This is a genomic window from Blautia sp. OF09-25XD, assembly GCF_003482095.1.
Taxonomy (GTDB): Bacteria; Bacillota; Clostridia; order Lachnospirales; family Lachnospiraceae; genus Fusicatenibacter; species Fusicatenibacter saccharivorans.
Genome location: NZ_QUMG01000002.1, coordinates 134,055 through 155,379, shown reverse-complemented (window position 1 = coordinate 155,379; position 21,325 = coordinate 134,055). Strand labels below are relative to the sequence as shown.

Below are 21,325 nucleotides of genomic sequence, written 5' to 3'. Positions count from 1 at the left end.
GGTTATGCGAGTATTTCACTCCTGTGTGATCTGCAGCAGATCTTCCACCAGTGCATGGCTCTTCTCCAGCAGATCGATCTTTTCCTTTGAATTTCTCCGCCGCGGCGTGTAGACAAACGCCAGCGACTCCATCTGGAATTTCAGTTCGTCTCGGTATTTCTGCAGCAGCTCCGGAATCCGCGCCACATCGATTTTTGCATGCTGCTGTAAGGTGACTCGTACCGAATCGCCCATCTGTTTCAGCTCCGTCACATACGCACAGTGCGCCAGCGCTTTCAGTTCTGCAACAGCCAGAAGATTCTGTACATTTTTCGGCGGTTCCCCGAAGCGGTCGGTCAGCTCCTCCGTCATGTCCTCATACTCTTCCTTATTTTCAATCGCCGCAATTCGCTTATAGGTGTCAAGCTTCAGAGACTCGTTGCTGATGTAGCTGTCCGGAATATAGGCACTGACATTCAGATCAATCGTTGTCTCGAACGCTTCTGCCGGTGCGATGCCCTTCGCCTCCTGGACAGCCTCTGCGAGCATTTTACAATAGAGATCGTATCCAACCGATTCCATATGGCCCGACTGCTCTGCGCCCAGCAGATTTCCGGCGCCTCGGATCTCAAGGTCACGCATCGCAATTTTAAAGCCGCTTCCCATCTCCGTAAATTCACGGATCGCATGGAGACGCTTCTCCGCCACTTCCTTCAACATCTTGTTTCTGCGGTACATCAGAAATGCGTAGGAAGTCCGATTCGACCGTCCGACGCGGCGCGGAGCTGATAGAGCTGTGACAGTCCCATCTGGTCGGAATCATGGATAATCATGGTATTGACATTCGAAATATCGAGTCCTGTCTCAATGATCGTTGTTGACACGAGCACATCAATCTCTCCGTTGATAAATCCGTACATGATCTTCTCGAGCTCGCGCTCCTTCATCTGCCCGTGCGCAAAGCCCACATTTGCATCCGGCACGAGCTTCTGGATCGTGTTCGCCATATCCGCAATCGACTGGACACGGTTATAGACATAGTAAACCTGCCCGCCCCGCGCAAGTTCACGGTTAATCGCCTCGCGGACCATTTCTTCATTGTATTCACAGACAAAGGTCTGGATCGGCTGGCGATCCTGCGGTGCTTCCTCGAGCACACTCATATCCCGGATGCCAATCAGGCTCATATGCATGGTACGCGGAATCGGTGTCGCCGTCAGTGTCAGAACATCCACATTTTTTTGCAGCTGTTTGATTTTTTCTTTATGCGTCACGCCGAACCGCTGCTCCTCATCGACAATCAGAAGGCCAAGATCTTTGAACTTCACATCCTTTGAAAGAACGCGGTGTGTTCCAATGACAATATCCACGAGTCCTTTTTTCAGATCCTCCAGCGTTTTTTTCTGCTCTGCCGGCGTGCGGAACCGGCACAGAAGATCAACGCGCACCGGAAAGTCCTTCATGCGCTCAACGAACGTATTGTAATGCTGCTGTGCCAGAATAGTGGTCGGAACGAGGTAGACGACCTGTTTGCTCTCCTGTACTGCCTTGAACGCTGCACGGATTGCAACCTCGGTTTTGCCGTATCCGACATCGCCGCAGATCAGGCGGTCCATGATCTTTTTGCTCTCCATGTCCGCCTTTGTCGCCTCGATCGCCGCAAGCTGATCGTCCGTCTCCTCAAACGGAAACAGTTCCTCAAATTCCTTCTGCCAGATCGTATCCTTTCCGAACTGATAGCCGGATGACGCCTGCCGCTCGGCATACAGCTTCACGAGATCCTGTGCGATATTTTTTACCGCATGGCGAACCCGTGTTTTCGTCTTATTCCATTCCTGACCGCCGATTTTATTCAGCTTCGGCACCTTTGCAGCTTCGCCGGACGCATACTTCTGCAGCGTATCGAGCTGGGTGGCCAGCACATAGAGGTTCGATCCGCCCGCATACTCGATTTTCATATAATCACGCGTTACGCGGTCCATCTCAATTTTCTCGATGCCGCGGTAAATACCAAGACCGTGGCTCTCGTGCACGACATAGTCACCGATCGAAAGATCCGCAAAATTCTGGATTTTCTGACCGGAATACTCCGATTTCTTCCGGTTTTTCTTCTTCTCTTTTCCAAAAATATCCGTCTCTGTAATCAGCACAAATTTCTGCATCGGATATTCAAAGCCTCTGCGGGCCGCGCCGTGGATCAGCATGACCTCGCCCGGTTTCAGAACACGCTTCTCATTCTCGCTGTAGAAGGCCGGAATCTCCTCATTCTGCAGGTCCTCCGCCAGATGCTGCGCCCTCGTCCGCGACGGACTCGCCAGTACAATACGGTAACCCGCTTTTTTCCAGGATTTCAGATCTTTTACCAGAAGCGGGAACTGATTGTTATACGAATTAACCGATTTCACCGTCACACTGAACTCGTCACGGATATTCCACTCGCCCTTCTGCGGCTCCATCAGCGACACGGCAACACAGCCGCAGCGGTTCAGTTTTGCCACAAGCTCCGCCGTACTGCACATCAGCTTCGCCTGTCCCGGCAGGAGGTATCCCTTTTCGAGACGGTGGCTCACGCTCTCCTGAAATTCTGCTTCCAGCGCATCGGCACACTCGATGATGCGGTTCGGCTCATCTAGGAAAATGCGGCTGTTCTCCGGCAGATACTCAAGAAACGAGACGGTCTCCGGATAAAAATAATGAAGATACTGCTCCGCTCCCTGCAGAATTTCGCCTTCTCCGATCCGGTCGCAGATTTCCTCTGCTGCACGGCGGATCCTTGCCGCTTCCTCTGTCATCATTTTGTCGCGGAATTTTGTGCTTTGCGCTTTCGCCTCTTTTTTTATAGCTTTTACGCCGCGCGCAATCGTATCCTCTGTTAAAATCAGCTCCGATGCCGGATAGATTGTGATCTCCTCGAGGTTTTCAATCGACCGCTGGCTCTCCGCATCGAAGCTTCGGATGGAATCTATCTCATCGCCCCAGAGCTCAATCCGGATCGGGTTCTGTTCCGTCAGCGGATAAATATCGAGAATGCCGCCGCGGACGGAAAACTGACCGGTCGACTCCACCTGAAAGGTACTCTCATAGCCGAGCCGCACCAGCTCTTTTCTTATTTTATCCAGATCGAGTTCGCTGTCATTGCGCAGATGGATGCAATGTTTTTCGAACACGCCAAGAGGCAGAAGAAAGTCCATACATCCCCCTACACTGGTGATGATGGTAACTTCCTTCCGCTCAAGAAGTGCCTGGATCACCTGAAGCCGCTGCCGGATCAGCAGATTTCCGTGAATGTCTGCCTGATAGAAAATCAGGTCCTTCGCCGGATAATACAGCGTCTCCGCATCGTACAGCCGGTAATCCTCATATAATTCTTTTGCTTTTAATTCATTTTCCGCGATCAGAAGCCGCACCGGGGCATCCTCGGAGAGGCCTGCGATCATGTGGGCTTTCTGGCTTTCCAGACAGCCCGAGATCACCGTCACACCTGCGGTTCCTTTTTTCAGATCACGGAACAGCTCGTCAAAACGGGCAATTTCTTTGATCGGTTCTAATAACGCTTTCATTTTCCTTACTCTGCCGGGTTTGCAGATTTGCGGTTATACTCATTCATAGCTGCGTCCACATCCCCGTTCAGCATCTGCTCAATTGCTTTTGCCGCATGCTCGATCGCCAGATTTACAAGGGGACGTTCGTCTTTCGTAAACGGACTTAACACGTAGTCCGCCAGATCCCAGTTTTTCGGTTTCTCACCGACGCCGACCTTCACACGCATAAAACGGTCGGTACCGAGATTGGCGATGATGTTTTTGATGCCGTTGTGGCCGCCCGCGCTTCCTTTTTTACGGATGCGGATCTGTCCCGGTGCCAGGCTGATGTCGTCATACACCACGATCAGCTCGCTCTCCGGATCTGCCTTGTAATAGTTTACCAGCTCCCGCACGGACTCACCGCTCAGGTTCATATATGTCATCGGCTTTGCAACGATAACCTTCTGACCTGCGATCATGCCTTTTCCGAACAGAGCCTTGTGGCCTGTACCGGAGGAAGAGATCTGATATTCATCGATCAGATAATCGATGGTATCAAATCCGACATTGTGCTTCGTCCCTTCGTACTGGCGCGTTGGATTTCCCAGACCTACTATAATATACATAAATTCTCCTGTCATCAGACCATTTTCCGGCGCAGTTTTTGTTCACGTCACGGTCAAAACGGATATTCTCCATCCACTTCGCTACTTGCGCATAACCGAATAGCTGCTTCGCCGCACCGAAAAATGATATATTGTTTTTCCATCTGTCATAAAGAAAGAACACGAACAAAAGAGCAGCCTTTTTCCTGCTCTTTTATTCGCTGAAATGCTTCGGCAATGTTTAGTTAAAGTATACCAGCTCGCTCTCCGGCTTTTTGGCCGGTTTGATTTCTTTTGCATACAGAACCGGGCCTTCGCCATCGTAAACCTTCATATAGCCCCATTTTACCGTTGCAGTCACGTCAACCCAGGAACCCATTACGAGAGATTTGGCGCTTGCGCATTTGCAGACATAGCCGATAAAAGAAGTATCATCTGCACAGCAGGTCATTGCCATACGACCCGGAACAAAGAAATCGGCTCCGACATCCTTGCTCTTTAATACCATACCGCGGAAATGAACAGTCTTGCCCTCGTAACGCTCCGGGTTGTCGCCCATATCGACATACCAGATTCCGTAATCGGCATCGTCGATCTCGATCACATCGGCATCGGTATCAAACGGCATCTGATCCTCAAAAATGTTGTCAATTTCGCCTTCTTCGTTCTCAAACAGAACGTCGCATGCCTGATTGACTACTTTGATGCTGCGGCGGAATGCCGGAAGCGGATCTTCCGGACGACAGCGGTTGAACATAACCATATCCGCATTTTTTGCCATCTCCATGAAAACAGATTTCATATTCTGCATATAAATCTGGAAGCAGCTTGCATCGACCGTCACAATCTCCTGTACAATGCCCCAGCCGCGCGGCAGCTCCATTTCTTCCAGTTTTTTTACACTCCAGAGCGGATTGTATTCCAGAATAATACGCTCCGGGCGATATTTACGGTTCAGTTTTTTCAGGTAATCTAAGGTAAACTGCTCCGGTCCTTCTACGATTTCCAGTACTGTATTGTGTTTGAGCAGTTCTTTTTCGTCATACTCTACCTCACCCTCTTCGGTTGTGATCAAAAGGGTCGGCCCGTCAATCTGGAAATATTCCTGTGCTACGGTAAAATTGATAAAAGAGGTTTTTCCACTCTCCAGAAATCCTGTTATGAGATAAATCGGAATTTCTACTTCGTCTTCTTCGTACATTTTGTACCTCCGTTGTCTTTGACGTACTCCCGGAATCTTTCTGCACTTGCTTTTGCGGCTGAGATTCCGGGCGTGCCTTTTGCTTTGTCTCTAAATCAAGAAAAAAGCTGCCACATCGGATTTTGTTTCTGATGCGGCAGCTTCACTACAGTTCACAGGTACCCTGCGGACCGTAATTTTCGCAGCTACTTTGTATTTTTACAGTCCGAACAGCTCTGCCAGCTTATCTTCTGCTAATTTGGAACCGATGACACAGATTCTTCCGGTGAATTCCGGTGCTCCGTCACGTACTTCGTACTCTTCCGGAACCATATCGAAATAGATCCACTGTCCATCGGCGCCTGCTACCATACCTTTGGCCCGAAGAACCATACCATAAGCGGTATCCTCGGAAAGTTTCTTTAAGATGCCTTCGATCTGCTCTTTGGTGAAGGTCTTCACAGTCTCCTGACCCCAGCTTGTGAAAACTTCGTCTGCGTGGTGATGATGGTGATGCTCATGGTCGTGATCGTGACCGCAGCAGCATTCGTCATCATGGTCATGATGGTGATGCTCGTGTTCCTCGTGATCGTGACCGCAGCAGCATTCGTCATCATGGTCGTGATGATGGTGCTCGTGCTCCTCGTGATCGTGACCGCAGCAGCACTCGTCATCATGATCGTGATGATGGTGCTCATGCTCCTCATCGTGGTCATGGCCGCAGCAGCACTCGTCGTGGTCATGATGATGGTGATGATGCTCTTCCTCTTCTACCTGCGCAAGGTTGATGATGGCACCTTCCATCGTATCGAGTACTTTCTTACCACCCAGTACTTCAACCGGTGTGGTAATAATGTGTGCTTCCGGATTCAGTTCGCGGAGCATTTTTACAGCTGCCTCTACTTTTTCCGTATCGGCTTTATCGGTACGGCTCAGGATGATGGTTCCTGCGCTCTTTACCTGATTCTCGAAGAATTCGCCGAAGTTTCTGAGATACATTTTGCATTTCATAACGTCGACTACGGTTGTTGCGGAATTCAGGGCTACGCCTGCTTCTTTTTCTACGCCGTCTACCGCTTTGATGACGTCGGAGAGTTTACCTACGCCGGACGGCTCGATGATGATGCGGTCCGGGTGATATTTGGTGATAACGTCTTTTAATGCTGCGCCGAAGTCTCCCACAAGAGAGCAGCAGATGCAGCCGGAGTTCATTTCACGGATTTCGATACCGGCATCTTTTAAGAAGCCTCCGTCGATTCCGATTTCACCGAATTCGTTCTCGATCAGGACAACCTGCTGGCCTTTCAGTGCGTCTCCGAGGAGTTTTTTGATCAGGGTTGTTTTTCCTGCGCCCAGGAAACCTGAAATAATGTCTATTCTTGTCATTGATTTAACCTCTTTATCTTGTTGATTCCGTTTATAGTTAGCTGCAAAAGGGCCGAAGTTTATCCTCCGCCCCACACTCACGCTTATTATAGCAACCATAGAACAAAAAATCAAGAGAATTTCCCTTGCTTTTTCTGCATTTCACCATTATAATATATTACATGTCTTTTCTACTTTAACGCGTTGAATGGGCAAATCATTTTACCTATGAATGGGGGATTTTTTTATGAGTGGAACGAAAGAAAAAAAACTCAATCTGCCACAGTCACTGCTTTTGCTGCTGCTGATCATCGTATCCGTCGCAGTCTGTATCCGCCTGAAAACCGGCGGTCCTATGATCGGCCTGTTTGCAAGCTGGATTTTTATCTATCTGTTTTGTAAGATTTTCGGTATTTCTTACGCCAACATTGTTGCCGGCGCATACGATGCCATCCGTATGGTCGTCCCGACGCTCTGCCTTCTGATGGCCATCGGTGTCATGATCGGCACCTGGCTGCAGAGTGGCACCATTGCCACCATCATTTCCTGGGGCTTAAAAATGATTAACCCGTCCTGGCTGCTGCCTCTGACGCTGCTGTTCTGCTCCATTTTGAGTATTGTAACCGGTACTTCCTATGGTTCCGTCGGAAGCGCAGGTGTTGCCATGATGGCGATCGGAAACGCCATGGGTATCCATCCTGGCATGGTAGCCGGTGCTGTCATCTGCGGTGCCATGTTCGGTGACAAATTAAGTCCTCTTTCCGATACCACAAACCTTGCTCCGGCCGTTGCAGATGCAAAACTTGGCGATCATATCCGCTCGATGCTCTGGACCACCCTTCCAACGTATGTGATTACCTTAATTCTTTTTACTATTCTCGGTTTCCAGCAGACCAGCGGAAGCTATACCGAGGGAAGCATTACCGTTTACATCGATGCTTTAAACGGTGAATTCCAGCTCGGATGGATTACCATGATCCCTGCCATCCTGATTATTGTATTGCTCCTCTGCAAAGTAAATGCGATCTCTGCACTTGGTCTTTCCAGCTTCGCTGCCGGATTTGTTTCCTATTTTGTGCAGCACGATACTCTGCAGGACATCATCCGCACAGCTTACAACGGTTACACAACCGCAATCGAAGAACCGGTATTACAATCCATCTTAAACCGCGGCGGCATGGGAAGCATGCTCCAGTACGTAGCCATTATCTGCTTTGCTGTCGGCATGGGCGGCATGCTGGAAAAACTCGGTGTACTGGATCACATTCTTCAGGCGATTGTAAAGAGAATCAACAGCGATGGAAGTATGATCCTGGCAACGATGATTGTCGGTTACGTGACCAGCCTCATCAGCTGCTCCCAGCCGATGGCACACGTTCTGACCGGCCGTCTGATGGCACCTGTCTTTCAAGAGCGCAAGGTTGCACCGGAAATTCTTTCCCGCTGCCTCGAAGACTCCGGAACTATGGCTGGTCCTATGATTCCATGGCATGGCTACGGCGTATACATGGCCGGCACACTTGGTGTTGCATGGTCGGCATTTTTCCCGTACTTATTCCTGCTTTACCTGACCCCGGTTTTCAGTATTTTCTATGGATTTACCGGAATTTCCATTAAGCATCTTCCGGAAACCAAAAACAATGAATCAAAAGAAGAGAAATAAGGCAAAAGCAGAAATCGTAACAGGAAATCATAAACAGAAACAAAAAAAGAAAAGGAAAAGAGAAAGAATGCAGACAAAACTTGTTCTTCTCGGAACCGGCACACCAAATGCGTGTCCGAATGCCAACGGACCTTCCTCCGCTGTCGTGGTCGGTGACCGTGCTTATCTGGTAGATTTTGGCCCTGGCGTTGTCCGCCAGGCCTCAGCCGCCTATTTTAACGGCGTGGATGCCCTGCGGCCGGATCTTCTGACCGTTGCCTTCTGTACGCACCTTCACACAGACCATACCGCCGGATACCCGGATCTGATTTTTACTCCGTGGGTGCTGGAGCGCCCGGTTCCATTGAAAGTTTTCGGGCCAAAGGGCTTACAGCACATGACCGATCATATCTTACAGGCCTATGAAACCGACATTGATTTCCGAATTCACGGTTTCGAAAAAGCAAACGAATCCGGCTACCGCGTTGAGGTAACAGAAATTGAATCCGGCATTGTCTACCGGGATGACCTGGTTACGGTGGAGGCTTTTCCGGTCAGCCACGGAACACTGGAATGCTACGGCTATAAATTCACCACACCGGACCGCACAATCGTCATCACCGGCGATACCGCTCCGCTGGATCTCGTGGCAGAAAAATCGAAAGGCTGTGATATCCTGCTGCACGAAGTGGAATACGCCGCCGGAATCTCCTGCCGCGAACCAAAATGGCAGAAATACCACCGGGAAGTGCATACGTTAAGCACGGATCTTGCCGGTGTTGCAAAAAAGGCAAATCCGAAACTGCTCGTTACGTATCACCGGATTTACCATATGAATGTACAGGATAACCACAAAAACCTTGCCGCCGAGATGGCATGGCGCGATGCCGCGATTCTGGATGAAATCCGGGATGCAGGGTATGACGGATATGTCGTGAACGGAAAAGACCTGGATGTATTTTAAAATACGGGGCAGCGTACCAATCTGGTTTACGAATTGGTACGCTGCCCCGTTCGTTTTGGGATGAGCCCGGAGACGCTTTCTATTTTCATTTACCCGACTGGCAGATTCTACCATACTCTGCGTTATTTCAGAACTGTTTTTTCTTTGACATTAACCTCCTCAGAACGTATAATCATAGTATTACAACTCTGGCAAAACAGCAGGATTTTCTGCTGTTTGTCGTTACAGGAACCTGATCCGCAGACGGCTTGCACAGTCTGCCTTTCGTTTGCGTTCCAGAAAGGATGTTTTATATGGCAGCTACTACTACGAAACCCATAAAAAGCGCCGGTAAAATTCCCGGCAGTACCTTGAAAATCATTGCGATGGTCTGTATGCTGATCGACCACACTGCAGCTGTACTTTTCGACCGAATCCTGATTTCCCGCGGTCTTCTGAATGCGGTGAACGCTTCGGACGGAGGCGCATCATTTCTCTCTACCGGAAACACAGCTGTGATTTATTATGCGGATATGATTATGCGCGCAATCGGAAGGATCAGTTTTCCGATTTTCTGTTTTCTGTTGATTGAAGGGTTCATGCATACGCATGATGTGAAAAAGTATGCGCTGAATCTTGGGATTTTTGCACTGGTTTCGGAGATCCCGTTCGATCTGGCATTTGCAGGAAAACCGTTTTATCTGAATTATCAGAATGTATTTTTCACTTTATTTATCGGCCTTGTGATGATGATTTTTCTGCAGAAAATCGATTCAAAAGCGCAAAAAGATGCCGGTGCATGGCAGAGGGCGAACTGGAAGGTTTCGGTTGGCAAGCTGCTGGTGATTGTGGCAGCCTGTGCAGTGGCCACGCTGTTGAAGACAGATTACAGTGCAATGGGAATTCTGACGATTGTGCTGATGTATAATATGAGAAAGAATAAAATGTACTGTATCGGAATCGGGTGTGCGGTGCTTACGCTGTTGAGTCTGAATGAAATCACCTGTTTTCTGGCTATGATTCCGGTGCATTTTTATAACGGAAAACGGGGATTGAATCTGAAGTATCCGTTTTATGCGTTTTATCCGGTGCATCTGCTGGTGCTGTTTGCGATTGCGGCGGTACTGGGGATGGCGGGGGTTGCGGTTGTTTAAAAAACGGACACCCGGAAGTGCACCTGCGCCGCCCCAGGACACAGTCCCAGACGACACAGACGCACTTCCGGGCTGACATTGAGGCGGGAGGTGGAGAGGTCTGGATTTGCTGCGCAAATCGGCGTGAGATTCTACTTAATATACTTCTTAACTTCCAACGGATACCCCAAAAGCTCTTCGCTGCGAATCACTTCAAAATTCTCCGGTTGAAAATCTTTGCGTAACGTCACAGTGTTCAGGCAATGATATCCCAATCTATGATAGAGTTTCATCGCTCCAAAATTTCGCGCAGCTACCTCAAGATAGACAGATTCAGAATACTTTTTTATCTCGGCTTCAACCAGCGCAATCGCATGACTTCCGTATCCGTTTCCCTGGTATTCCGGAAGTACGAAAAGATCTTCGATCCAGTCAACTTCCGCCCCGCGGCTTCCGAGATGCACAAATCCAATGGGGATCTCTTCTTTTAAGATAAAATAAAACACATGCCCTTTGTCTGTCCAGGCAGCAAGATTCTCCGCGGCCTCTTCGTCGGTTATAACATAATCACCATGAGCCAGCCAAAAGCCTCGAATCAGCTCTTTTGCAAGTTGTGCTTCGTTTTCATATTTCTGTAAAGCTATAATTTCATTCATTTTTTCATCTCCCTTGTTTTTTTAACCGAATCAAGTAAGTCCCCACCCACTGCTTATTACTTTTCGCAATGGAAGCAGGGGACTTGTTTGATTCGGTTAAACTATGATATACTCAAATCATCATGATACCAGGCTCAAAAAGCTAATGCAAGCTCGCTTGCAAGAGGATTTTTGAACTCTTGACCTGTCAAAAACATGACGAGGAGTGCAATGATATGAAAAAAGCGACAAATTTGATATCCTTTCTGATTTTAATGATGGTACTGGTCGGCTGTAGCAAAGAAACGGTCCATATCGACTTTCCTTTTGAAGTTGGAGATGTTGAAAATATCGAAATGTACCACTATGCGGGAGCACCGGTATCAGCAGAAAAGAAAATAGTCGTTGCAAAAACTGATATAACAGACTTGTATCATATGTTTGAAAACTTATCATTGACAGACAAACAAGTCGAAGAAAACACAGGCGCAGATGTGACCAGTTTTCGATTTAACCTTTCGGATGGGACAAACTACGAACTGGTTTATGTCTGCAATGGAGTCAAGAATGGAAAGCTGAAATCTTCCACGGGCAATTTTGAATACTTCACAAGTTCAGATATCGGCTCATATTGGTCAAATATGGATCTTGAATCAGTTCCAGTGAAAGAAAGTGAATTGCCGAAGTGGCATAACTGATTCAGCCTCGAAGGACTCCCTGTCATACGCGCTGGGGTGTTTTTATATATGATTCATCTCGTTTCCGTTTCTCATAAATCGCTTCCATCCATTCCAGCACATCCTCTTTGTTCTGCTGAAACGGTTCGCTGTGGCTCAGGAGAAAATACGGCGCACGCACGTTTTTCAGAACTCGGATTTCTGCCAGCAGGCGCTCGGCATTATAAACGGTCTGTCCGTTTTTCTGCGTCGCATATGCCGCATCCCCGAGAAAGCACCACGTCTCATCCACTTCCAATGCAAGCGATCCTTTGGCATGACTCGATGGAATCGGAAATAAATGTAACCACACGTCACCGTCCTGAAACCACGTATCTTCTTCTATCACAGTTCCTGTTTTTGTATAACGAAACGTATTTTTCCCCTGGTAAACCGCTTCGCACGAAATCTCCGACAGATTCCCGATATGGTCGGGATGAAAATGGGATAAAATCACCCGAATTTCTTTTCCTGTCTGTTCTGACTTTTTCTGCAGAATTTCTGAAACCGCAGGATGATTTCCCACGTCATATACCCAGAAAAATGCATCACCCTCGATGATCACAACATTTGCCGAAAGTGGATGTTCTGTCGGTGTAAGATAGGAAATGTGATCGTTGATTGTCTGGATGTGCGGAATCTGTATCGGCTCTTTTCTTTCTTCTTTCATCAAATCAACACCTCTTTTCCTTCGAACACAAAACACAATGACCGACAGATTTAAGAAATCTCTTTCGTTCTCTGCCGGTCATGATATTAATGAAAATTAGTAGCTATCTTATTTTAGAAGCTGAACACCGCCACACCATACGCCGGAAGTGCATATGCAATCCGATATGGCTGGCCATCGCATTCTCCCTCTTTGGCACGGTAGGCTACCTGGCGTTTTTCGGTCGGGCCGCCGTATTTCATATCGGAGCTGTCGAGTATCAGGCGGTACTGTTTTTTGCGCGGTACGCCACACATATAATCCGGACGCTCGACCGGTGTGAAATTGCAGACGAACAACAGGTTGTTTTTTCCTGTCGGTGACCAGCGGACGAAGCTGTAAATGCTGCGGTCGCCGTCGTTGGCATTGATCCACTGGAAGCCTTCGTAGCCGCAGTCGTTCGCGTAGAGTGCCGGGTACTTGCGGTACATTTTCAGCAGGTCACTGAAGAAGGTCTGCAGATGCTGATGCCCCTCATCTGCCAGCAGGAACCAGTCGATCTCGCGTTCCTCGCTCCACTCGCGGAGCTGTCCGAAATCCTGTCCCATGAACAGAAGTTTTTTGCCCGGGTGCCCGAACATGAAAGCATAGCCTACCATCAGGTTCTGGAATTTTTCCTCCAGATCGCCCGGCATTTTGTTGATCATCGAGCATTTCAAGTGGACAACCTCATCGTGCGAGAGCACCAGAATGTAGTTCTCGGAAAATGCATAGGTCATGCCGAAGGTCATCTTGTTATGGTTGTATTTGCGGAAGTATGGATCGAGCTTCATGTAATCGAGGAAGTCATGCATCCATCCCATGTTCCATTTGTAGGAGAAATGCAGGCCGCCGTCCTCTACGCTTCCCGTTACCTTCGGCCACGTTGTGGACTCCTCGGCAATCATGATGACACCTTTGTTTCGTCCGCGCACCAGGGTATTCAGGTGTTTGAAGAACTCGACGGCTTCAAGATTTTCATTTCCGCCGTTCTTGTTCGGCACCCACTGGCCCGGCTCTTTTCCATAGTCGAGATACAGCATCGAAGCAACAGCATCGACACGGAGACCGTCTACGTGGTACTCTTCTACCCAGTAAAGCGCATTTGCCAGCATAAAGTTTTTCACTTCATTTTTGCCGTAATCAAAGATCTTCGTTCCCCACTCCGGGTGCTCGCCCTTTCTCGGGTCGGCGTACTCATACAGCGGCTGGCCATCAAAATCAGCAAGGCCGTGCGCATCTTTCGGGAAGTGTGCCGGTACCCAGTCCAGGATAACGCCGATTTTATTTTTATGCAGATAATCAACAAGATATTTAAACTCTTTCGGTGTTCCGTAGCGGGAGGTCGGTGCGTAATAGCCCGTTACCTGATAGCCCCAGGAACCGTCAAACGGATGCTCTGCAATTCCCATCAGCTCTACGTGGGTATAGCCCATTTTTTTTACGTAATCGGCAAGCGAATGTGCGAACTGAACGTAATTGTAAAATCCGTCCGGGTTGGATTCGGACCACGGATGTTTCATCCAGGAGCCCGGGTGCACTTCGTAGATGGAGAGCGCGGATTTCTGAACGTCAAATTTTTTGCGGTTCGTCAGCCATTCGCTGTCACCCCAGCGGTAGCCTTCGATTTCCGCTACTTTTGACGCGGTACCCGGCCGTTTTTCGGATGCAAATGCGTATGGATCTGCTTTGTACAGTTCTCTTCCGTCCGGTGTGCGGATGTAATATTTATACATCATTCCCTCGGTCACGCCCGGAATGAACACTTCATAAACGCCGTCCTCGCCGACTTTCCGCATCACATTGGCATGGGCATCCCAGCCGTTGAATTCGCCGATGACAGATACTTCCGCCGCATGCGGAGCCCATACGGTGAACCAGGCTCCTACTTTGCCGTCTTTTTTGTCCAGGTGCGCACCCATTTCCGGAAATATCGTAATGGGTTGCCTGACCAAACAAATACTGATCCAGTTCAGAAAATCTTGCTGATAGCCCGCCGGTTTTTTTGGCGCTTTTCTGGTTTTCGCTGTTGTTTTTGCAGTTTCCTTCATAGAAAAAATCCCCTTTATGATTCTTTTTCAATCAGAACACAGCCGCACGGAGGTACTTCAACAAAAAGTTTTCCATTTTCCGGAGAAATGGCTTCTCCGGTTAACGCGTTTTTCCATGTTCCGTCGCAAGATGCAGGATCCAGACTCCCGCACTCTGGTTTTCATCATTATTTACTGCTGTGATCAGAGCGTCTGTCTCATCCAGGCGTGCAAAGGCATACTGGCGGTTGGTCAGCATGAGTTCGCGGTATCTTCCCGTTCGTGCTGCAGGATGTTTTTTTCTGACGTCTGATAATGTTTTGATCCATGCCGGAAGTTTTTCTGCCGGCGGATTTTTCTCCAGTTCTTCCAGATTCAGCGCCGGACGCAGCGGATCGTCGTTTCCGCCTTCTTTTCTTCCCTCGATGCCGAATTCCGATCCGTAATAGATGGACGGAATGCCTGGCAGGAAGTACAGCAGCGCATAAATTGGAATCATGTTTTCTTTTACGTTCAGCTTGCTGGCCAGACGGTCTACGTCGTGGTTGTCAACGAAGCTGTACAGTTTCTTTCCTTTGTAAATGCCGCCGTTTTCGTCAAATTCGCGGCGGATCGTATGTGCAATTTCGAAGTAGTTATGATCGTTATGTCCCGAATAAAGTCCTTTGTGAAGCTCGTAGTTTGTGACACTGTGCAGCAGATGCTGGCCGTCTCCGATGTAGCGCGCATAGTCGCCGTGGATGACTTCGCCCATCAGCCAGAAGTCCTGTTTTTTGGCGGATGTGCGTGCGCGCATCTGCTCCATGAAGCCGAAATCCAGGCAGTCGGCGCAGTCGAGACGGATGCCGTCGATGTCGAATTCGTCGATCCAGAAGTCGATGACATCAAGGAGATAGTCGCGGACCTGCTGGTTCTGGAGATTCAGGTTGACGAGTTCGAAGCAGTTTCTCCATGCTTCGTAGGAGAATCCGTCGTTATAGCAGGTGTTTCCGCCGAACCAGATTCCTTTGTACCATCCGCAGTACGGGGACTGTTCTCTTTTTTCCTGAATGTCGCGGAAGGCAAAGAATTCGCGGCCGGTGTGGTTGAAGACACCGTCTACGACGACTTTGATGCCGAGTTCGTGGGCTTTTTTTACGTATGCGGCAAAGTCCGCGTTGTCGCCTAAGCGGCGGTCTACCTGTTTGTAATCTTTTGTGTCGTATCCATGTGTGGTTGATTCAAACAAGGGGCCGATATAGATTGCGGTACAACCGAGATCTGCGATGTGCGGAAGCCACTGTTCCAGTGTGGAAAAGCGGTGTACGGTTTCTTCCGATTCATTTTTTCTCGCGCGCCGGTCAGTCCGATCGGATAGATGTGATAAAATTCTGCCTCTTCATACCATGGTGCCATTTTGTTTGTCCTCCTTGTTTTTGGGTTATGAGTAAATTCCATACATGAACTGGTGTACCAGACGGTAGACTTCTTCGTCCCGGACGACGAGGTTGGAAAGATCGGATTGATCTCCTGCTGTCATCATCAGGTAGTGCATCAGGATTCCGGAGAAGCCTACGGCGAATTGTTCCTGACGGCCGTTCATGTTGCCGAGTTCGGCGCTGGCGTTGTCGAAGACGTCGACGCACAGGTGATAGAACCGGTCAATCATGGGGTATACGGTGCGGAAGCCTTCGCTTTTTCTTCCGGAATAGAACAGTGCCATCATCAGCATATGGAATTTCGGGTCTTCGGAGGCTCCGTTGAAGAAGGCACGCGCGATGCGGTACAGTTTTTCGGGGATGTTTTTCCCGGTTTCGGAGGCTTCGATGAGTTTTTGTTCCATGGGCTGAAAGTGCTCGTTTAGCAGGGCTTCGAGGAGGCCTTGTTTGCTGCCGAAGTAATAGTACAGGGTTGGTTTGGATACTCCGGCGGAGTCTACGATCTGCTGAACACCGACGGCGTCGTACCCGCTTTCGTAGAAGAGGGTCAGAGCTGAGTTCATGATTAGCTGACGATTGTCCATTTTGAATCCTCTTTGTTGCGGAAGGGACGCTCTCTGGAGTTCGCCTGGCCGCGGTGTGTTTGGGTGGTTGTTTGTTACGTGTGAGTTGGCATTTGTTTTGGTTTAAAATGCTTTTGTTGATTTTGTATTTAAGAAGTCTGCTTTTGTGTGTGATGGTCGAATTGCGTGAGTTTTTGGCAATTTTGACGAATTTTGTTGGATTTTGCAGGTTTCTTATGTGTGTTTCTGTTATCATTATACCAATCGGTATATAAAAAGTCAATGCGAAATATATAATGGATGAAAATAGATGCATAGAAAAAGAACCGGCGGGGAAATCTTTAGTTTAGTTCTCAGATTTCTCTGTCGGTTCTTTTCTTATTTTCCGATACTGTTTTTATACGAACTGAACCTCACATGACTAAAGTCACGTGCTTCAGACCGCTTTAGGCGGCAGACAAAATATCGGCGGATACGCCTGTTTCTTAGATCTTGCGCGGATACGCGCTTCTTCCATGCCGGATACGGCAGGTCTCCACATAACAGGTAGTCCACGGTATATCCGCCTGTGTTTATGCTGCTTTTCGCAGTTCCATTTCTGAAATTAAGTCTCTCAAATCCGCATAAACACATGAGGTTCTACTCTTTACTGCAGGAACTTTTGCTTCCAGCAAAGACCTTTCCGTTGCCGGTAAGGGTTTTAAAATTTCACGGATAAAATATCTTGCTCCAATATTGTACGATGCAGATAATCCTCCTTCTGCATTTTTTTGCATTTTCTCTTTTTGTTCTCCAATTGCTGTTTTCCTTCAGATGCCGTATAATGGAAACAGCATTTTTCAAATTCAAATTAAGGAGAACATAAACTGATGATACGATTTAATAATGACTACAATCACGGTGCGCACCCGGAGATTCTGGAGGCGCTGGGGGCTATTAATGGGAACAGTTATGGTGGATATGGGGAGGATGAATGGTGTGAGAAGGCTGCGGAGCTGATTCGGGAGAAGATTCATTGTGCGGATGCGGCGGTTCATTTTTTTCCGGGGGCGACGCAGGCGAATTTTATTGTGACGGCGGCAGCGCTTTCGCCGGTGCAGAGTGTGATTGCGGCGGATACCGGACATATTAACTGCCATGAGGCGGCTTCGATTGAAAATACCGGGCATAAGATTCTGGAGCTGCCGAATACGGATGGTAAAATTTCGGCGGAACAGATTGCAGCGTGTGCGGCGGCTTATTATGAAGGCGGTGAGCCGGAGTATCTGACGGAGCCGAAGATGGTATATCTTTCATTTCCGACTGAGCAGGGAACGCTGTATTCGCTGCAGGAGCTGACGAAGATTCACGAGGTCTGCCGGAAGTATGATATGTATCTGTTTGTGGACGGGGCACGGCTTGGATACGGGCTTGGATCAGAGAAGAATGATGTTTCTCTCGAGGATCTCGCTGCTCTCACAGATGTTTTCTATTTCGGCGGAACGAAATGCGGTGCGCTGTTTGGTGAGGCCGTTGTGCTTACAGCTGACTCGCTGAAAAAGCGGTTCAAAGCCTACATGAAACAGAACGGCGCTGTCCTCGCAAAGGGATGGCTGCTCGGACTGCAGTTCCACTGCCTGCTGGGGCATGATCTTTATTTCACTGCGACACGCCGCGCCGATGAACTTGCCATGAAACTCCGCAAAGCATTTGCGGCGCAGGGGATTCCATTCTGGGTGGAGAGTTTTACGAATCAGCAGTTTGTGATTCTCACCGATGCGCAGAAGGAAACTCTGGAAAAACGCTATATTTTCGAGCCAATGGGGAAATCCGCGGACGGCGGAAATATTGCGCGGTTCTGCACCAGCTGGGCAACGACGGAAAAGGAAGTGCAGACACTGATTGATGACCTCAAAGCTTTATAATTTTTGTCCAAAACGGCATTCTGCAAACACCGGCGATCTCTAAATCTGCTTTGCAAATTCAAAGAAAAAGCTGTACCGGTGTGCCACGAAAATGCAGATTTTTCCTTGTTTTACTCCGAGAAAGGAATCTTTATGTCTCATAAAATTGGTATTACCGCCTGCTCCAACCCCATGCATCCTTCCTTTTCCGCCGATCTGGCGCGTCTCTGTCAGATTCTGCGGAAGCTGGGCTTCGATCCTGTTTTAAGCCCCTGCCTCTTCGACAACGGTTCCGGCTTTTCCGGCACGGGCGCGGAGCGGGCGGATGCATTGATGAACCTTTACTGTGACCCAGAAATCACGGATATTTTTGATGTTTCCGGCGGCGATATGGCGAATGAAGTTCTGCCGTATCTGGATTTTTCTGTCATCGCCGCCTCCGGCAAGCGCTTCTGGGGATACAGTGATCTCACAACGATTGTCAATGCTGTCACGACTGCGACTGGAAATGAGTCGATGCTGTATCAGGTTCGAAATCTGCTGTACGACCACAGCGCCGAACAGATCACTCTGTTCCAAAACGCTTTTTCCGGGCAGTCTCCCAGCCTCTTCGACCTCCCTTGCACATTTCTGCAGGGCGATCACATGGAAGGTGTGATGATCGGCGGAAATATCCGCTGTTTTCTGAAGCTCGCCGGAACGGATTTTCAGCCGGATTTCCGCGGAAAAATCCTGCTCCTCGAAGCCATGGGCGGCGGCGTTCCGCAGATGGTTACGTTTCTGTCCCAGCTGAAAATGATGCATGCCTTTGAACAGATCAATGGTATTCTCCTCGGAACATTTTCCCAGATGGAACGCGACCAGCTGACGCCGGATATGCCGCAGCTTGTCCGCCAGGCGGCCGGACCGGATCTCCCGATTGCAAGGACTCCGTATATCGGCCACGGCACGGATGCACATGCCGCCGTGATCGGCAAATTTTATCAGATTTCTTCTGACTGATATACATCCGCGTAGCGCACGCCGAACTCCTCTGCGTCTGCATGGCGTTCCATATAGATATCAATGTGGCCGTACGGCGTGCCGCGGTCCTCGACCGTGTAAATTTTTCCGCCGATATTCAGCTTCGTTCCAAACGGCAGAACGCCGGTTGCAATGGTCCGGCCCTGCACCGGCATTTTTCCGGATGCGGTCGGGCCGCCCGCCCAGCGGCCACAGCAAACGGCGCAGTTGCAGTAAGCGGTCAGTTTAAAATTGCCGAGATATTTTCCCGAAGCGCTTTCCAACCGATCACCTGCGGTACTGTTTTCTGCACTTGTATTCTGCACATTTTCTGCTCCCGCCTTCTGTTTTCCACCATTCCCGTTTTCTGTTGTCTGGTTATCCACAGAGTTTCCTTCTTTTCTCCCATTATCCACATCTCCCGTTTCTACTTTGCTCTCACGTATTTCCTCCGAAATCACCCGCACAGCAAATTCTGTCGATTTCTCATAGTTAAAATCTGAAATCAGAATCCCCGTCGCCTCGCTTCCAGCGTGGATTACTTTTCCATCACCGAGATAAATCATGACATGGTAAATAAACCCGCTCTCCCGCTGGTAAAACAGCAGATCACCAGGCTTTGCCTCCTGCACCGGAATGCGTGTTCCAGCTTTCGCCTGCTGGCGTGAGGTTCTCGGAAGGGTATACCCGAAATTAGCAAAAATCTGCTGGGCAAAGCCGGAACAGTCGCAGCCGTTTGTAAGACTCGTCCCGCCCCAGACGTACGGATTTCCCAGGAATTTTTTCGCGTACTGCAGGACCTCGCCGCGCGCTTCGTCAGAAGAAAGAAGTGTTCTCGTCGTTGCATATGTATAGGTGTACGCCTTATTATTCCATGGCTTCACCCACATTTCCGCCATGGGAAAACTTTCCTCCTGCCAACGGTTTACCTCTTTTTCAGCCTCTTCTCCGCGCAGGAGATACCGCGCGCAGACAAATCCACGGACATCGCCGGATTCCACATAAACCCAGTCAGAATCCGCATCCGCTAAAATATAACAGAGGCTTCCCTTCGGCAGGATTCCGACGATTTTCTGATTTGTGCCTTTTCCTTCGCGGACGTGAAGCCAGGAATTCACATCGGCGATAGCATATGTTTTTTCAACCGTATGAAACAGCCACGGCATACGGGAAATCGTGACTTTTTCAGCTTCTGCCGCCTGCCACTCACTGTAGCTTTCCCGCGTGCGCTCAGCTTCCTGCTCTGCCGAAAAGACGGGTTCAGCCTCGGCGGCTGGCGGTTCCGCAGACTGTGATAAGTCAGAATCCGAAGAGACTTCTGCCGTCTTGTCCCCACCAGTTGCATCATCACTTCCTGCAGATCCGTTTTCTTCCTCCGGCGGTCCATCTGCTCCCCATCTCCGCCGCCGATTTCTTCCTGCCCCGGCCATGGATCGTTGGAAATATCTTCCCCTTCGCCCGGCCACGGTCCATCCATTTCACTGTTTCCCGGTGTTTCCGGCATGTCTCCCTGATCTCCCGGTTCTGGATTTTCCGGCTCCTCTGGCTCTGTCTCGCCTGCCTCTCCCGGTTCTGCATTTTCCGGCCCCTCTGGTTCTGTCTCGCCCGTTTTTCCCGGTTCCGTCATTCCTGCATTCTCTCCGCCGTCAGGCTCCTGCGGTTCCGGTTCCTCCGGGACTGTCTCATCTTCTTTTCCCTCGGATCCACTTTCCTCTTCCATCTCATCATTCTGCGTACCTTCCGGTTCTGTCACCTCTTCCGCTTCCGCAGGTGCCTCCTCCGCCGCATCTTCCTCCACGCAAAAAGAAGCAGCCCCAACGGCTGCTTCCCCTGCAATCTCAATTCCAATCTGTCCCGGATCGGCCGTTTCCTCTTCTGCTGCATAAACGGCTGTCGGGTTTCCCAGTGTCACTGCGAGCGCACCGATCATCGCGGCGCGCACCAGCTCGGCGCATTTGTCGCCCATCATTGTTTTATCAACCATTTTCGCTTTCTCCTATTCAATTTGTCCGGCCAGAC

Annotated in this window: 15 protein-coding genes and 3 pseudogenes; 6 read left to right on the top strand and 12 right to left on the bottom strand. The window is 49.3% G+C overall.

Going from position 1 to position 21,325, the window contains the following annotated elements:
* Window positions 1-15: 15 nt before the first annotated feature.
* The 4 genes and pseudogenes from mfd to DXA93_RS02675 all read right to left on the bottom strand — a co-directional run bounded on the left by mfd (window position 16) and on the right by DXA93_RS02675 (window position 6,674).
* Window positions 16-3,539 (bottom strand): annotated as a pseudogene (gene mfd, locus DXA93_RS02690) (transcription-repair coupling factor).
* Window positions 3,540-3,544: 5 nt separating this feature from the next.
* A complete protein-coding gene (gene pth / locus DXA93_RS02685; protein WP_119207696.1) occupies window positions 3,545-4,129 on the bottom strand; it encodes an aminoacyl-tRNA hydrolase in 585 nt (194 codons plus the stop codon).
* 220 nt (window positions 4,130-4,349) lie between these two features.
* Window positions 4,350-5,309 carry a TIGR03943 family putative permease subunit gene (locus DXA93_RS02680; protein ID WP_118742080.1) on the bottom strand — a complete coding sequence of 320 codons (960 nt, stop codon included), beginning with the start codon at window positions 5,307-5,309 and terminating at the stop codon, window positions 4,350-4,352.
* 198 nt (window positions 5,310-5,507) lie between these two features.
* On the bottom strand, window positions 5,508-6,674 hold the full coding sequence (locus DXA93_RS02675) for a CobW family GTP-binding protein (RefSeq protein ID WP_119207695.1): 1,167 nt from the start codon (window positions 6,672-6,674) through the stop codon (window positions 5,508-5,510).
* A gap of 226 nt (window positions 6,675-6,900) precedes the next feature.
* Here DXA93_RS02675 and nhaC point away from each other — a divergent pair, with 226 nt between their 5' ends.
* The 3 genes from nhaC to DXA93_RS02660 all read left to right on the top strand — a co-directional run bounded on the left by nhaC (window position 6,901) and on the right by DXA93_RS02660 (window position 10,392).
* A complete protein-coding gene (nhaC, locus tag DXA93_RS02670; RefSeq protein WP_119207694.1) occupies window positions 6,901-8,316 on the top strand; it encodes a Na+/H+ antiporter NhaC in 1,416 nt (471 codons plus the stop codon).
* Window positions 8,317-8,383: 67 nt separating this feature from the next.
* Window positions 8,384-9,259 (top strand): MBL fold metallo-hydrolase, encoded by an 876-nt coding sequence (locus DXA93_RS02665; RefSeq protein ID WP_117510903.1) that lies wholly within the window; start codon window positions 8,384-8,386, stop codon window positions 9,257-9,259.
* Window positions 9,260-9,552: 293 nt separating this feature from the next.
* Window positions 9,553-10,392, top strand: a complete 840-nt coding sequence (locus tag DXA93_RS02660; RefSeq protein ID WP_199709549.1) for a TraX family protein — start codon at window positions 9,553-9,555, stop codon at window positions 10,390-10,392.
* A 131-nt stretch (window positions 10,393-10,523) separates the two neighbouring features.
* Here DXA93_RS02660 and DXA93_RS02655 read toward each other — a convergent pair whose 3' ends face one another.
* Window positions 10,524-11,027: a GNAT family N-acetyltransferase gene (locus tag DXA93_RS02655; RefSeq protein ID WP_117761329.1), complete on the bottom strand. Its 504-nt coding sequence runs from the start codon at window positions 11,025-11,027 to the stop codon at window positions 10,524-10,526.
* 215 nt (window positions 11,028-11,242) lie between these two features.
* On the opposite strand from DXA93_RS02655, the gene DXA93_RS02650 reads away from it, so the two are divergent.
* Window positions 11,243-11,704 carry a hypothetical protein gene (locus tag DXA93_RS02650; RefSeq protein WP_119207693.1) on the top strand — a complete coding sequence of 154 codons (462 nt, stop codon included), beginning with the start codon at window positions 11,243-11,245 and terminating at the stop codon, window positions 11,702-11,704.
* A gap of 22 nt (window positions 11,705-11,726) precedes the next feature.
* On the opposite strand, the gene DXA93_RS02645 is transcribed toward DXA93_RS02650, so the two are convergent.
* The 5 genes and pseudogenes from DXA93_RS02645 to DXA93_RS02625 all read right to left on the bottom strand — a co-directional run bounded on the left by DXA93_RS02645 (window position 11,727) and on the right by DXA93_RS02625 (window position 17,197).
* Window positions 11,727-12,392: an MBL fold metallo-hydrolase gene (locus DXA93_RS02645; protein ID WP_179962789.1), complete on the bottom strand. Its 666-nt coding sequence runs from the start codon at window positions 12,390-12,392 to the stop codon at window positions 11,727-11,729.
* Between the two features lie 113 nt (window positions 12,393-12,505).
* Window positions 12,506-14,381 (bottom strand): annotated as a pseudogene (glgB, locus tag DXA93_RS02640) (1,4-alpha-glucan branching protein GlgB).
* A gap of 94 nt (window positions 14,382-14,475) precedes the next feature.
* Window positions 14,476-15,835 (bottom strand): annotated as a pseudogene (locus DXA93_RS02635) (alpha-amylase family glycosyl hydrolase).
* A 25-nt stretch (window positions 15,836-15,860) separates the two neighbouring features.
* Window positions 15,861-16,442, bottom strand: a complete 582-nt coding sequence (locus tag DXA93_RS02630; protein WP_022461597.1) for a TetR/AcrR family transcriptional regulator — start codon at window positions 16,440-16,442, stop codon at window positions 15,861-15,863.
* Window positions 16,443-16,993: 551 nt separating this feature from the next.
* Entirely contained in the window at window positions 16,994-17,197 is a 204-nt protein-coding gene (locus DXA93_RS02625) for a hypothetical protein (protein ID WP_055220935.1), read from the bottom strand.
* Window positions 17,198-17,290: 93 nt separating this feature from the next.
* On the opposite strand from DXA93_RS02625, the gene DXA93_RS02620 reads away from it, so the two are divergent.
* Both DXA93_RS02620 and DXA93_RS02615 read left to right on the top strand, forming a co-directional pair.
* Window positions 17,291-18,325: a threonine aldolase family protein gene (locus tag DXA93_RS02620; RefSeq protein ID WP_119207692.1), complete on the top strand. Its 1,035-nt coding sequence runs from the start codon at window positions 17,291-17,293 to the stop codon at window positions 18,323-18,325.
* A gap of 132 nt (window positions 18,326-18,457) precedes the next feature.
* A complete protein-coding gene (locus tag DXA93_RS02615; protein WP_118601731.1) occupies window positions 18,458-19,306 on the top strand; it encodes an LD-carboxypeptidase in 849 nt (282 codons plus the stop codon).
* Here the strand turns inward: DXA93_RS02615 and DXA93_RS02610 are convergent.
* Complete coding sequence (locus tag DXA93_RS02610) at window positions 19,288-20,472, bottom strand: NlpC/P60 family protein (RefSeq protein WP_158582825.1); 1,185 nt, start codon at window positions 20,470-20,472, stop codon at window positions 19,288-19,290. The two genes, DXA93_RS02615 and DXA93_RS02610, sit on opposite strands and share 19 nt — an antisense overlap.
* Window positions 20,421-21,290 (bottom strand): hypothetical protein, encoded by an 870-nt coding sequence (locus DXA93_RS17705; RefSeq protein WP_158583253.1) that lies wholly within the window; start codon window positions 21,288-21,290, stop codon window positions 20,421-20,423. The genes DXA93_RS02610 and DXA93_RS17705 overlap by 52 nt, the downstream gene beginning before the upstream one ends.
* Window positions 21,291-21,325 lie beyond the last annotated feature (35 nt).

Excerpts from the sequence above, each read along its gene's own strand:
- pth (WP_119207696.1), bottom strand. The coding sequence starts at position 4,129 with ATGTATATTATAGTAGGTCTGGGAAATCCAACGCGCCAGTACGAAGGG.
- DXA93_RS02680 (WP_118742080.1), bottom strand. The coding sequence starts at position 5,309 with ATGTACGAAGAAGACGAAGTAGAAATTCCGATTTATCTCATAACAGGA.
- DXA93_RS02675 (WP_119207695.1), bottom strand. The coding sequence starts at position 6,674 with ATGACAAGAATAGACATTATTTCAGGTTTCCTGGGCGCAGGAAAAACA.
- nhaC (WP_119207694.1), top strand. The coding sequence starts at position 6,901 with ATGAGTGGAACGAAAGAAAAAAAACTCAATCTGCCACAGTCACTGCTT.
- DXA93_RS02665 (WP_117510903.1), top strand. The coding sequence starts at position 8,384 with ATGCAGACAAAACTTGTTCTTCTCGGAACCGGCACACCAAATGCGTGT.
- DXA93_RS02660 (WP_199709549.1), top strand. The coding sequence starts at position 9,553 with ATGGCAGCTACTACTACGAAACCCATAAAAAGCGCCGGTAAAATTCCC.
- DXA93_RS02655 (WP_117761329.1), bottom strand. The coding sequence starts at position 11,027 with ATGAATGAAATTATAGCTTTACAGAAATATGAAAACGAAGCACAACTT.
- DXA93_RS02650 (WP_119207693.1), top strand. The coding sequence starts at position 11,243 with ATGAAAAAAGCGACAAATTTGATATCCTTTCTGATTTTAATGATGGTA.
- DXA93_RS02645 (WP_179962789.1), bottom strand. The coding sequence starts at position 12,392 with ATGAAAGAAGAAAGAAAAGAGCCGATACAGATTCCGCACATCCAGACA.
- DXA93_RS02630 (WP_022461597.1), bottom strand. The coding sequence starts at position 16,442 with ATGGACAATCGTCAGCTAATCATGAACTCAGCTCTGACCCTCTTCTAC.
- DXA93_RS02625 (WP_055220935.1), bottom strand. The coding sequence starts at position 17,197 with ATGCAAAAAAATGCAGAAGGAGGATTATCTGCATCGTACAATATTGGA.
- DXA93_RS02620 (WP_119207692.1), top strand. The coding sequence starts at position 17,291 with ATGATACGATTTAATAATGACTACAATCACGGTGCGCACCCGGAGATT.
- DXA93_RS02615 (WP_118601731.1), top strand. The coding sequence starts at position 18,458 with ATGTCTCATAAAATTGGTATTACCGCCTGCTCCAACCCCATGCATCCT.
- DXA93_RS02610 (WP_158582825.1), bottom strand. The coding sequence starts at position 20,472 with ATGCCGTGGCTGTTTCATACGGTTGAAAAAACATATGCTATCGCCGAT.
- DXA93_RS17705 (WP_158583253.1), bottom strand. The coding sequence starts at position 21,290 with ATGGTTGATAAAACAATGATGGGCGACAAATGCGCCGAGCTGGTGCGC.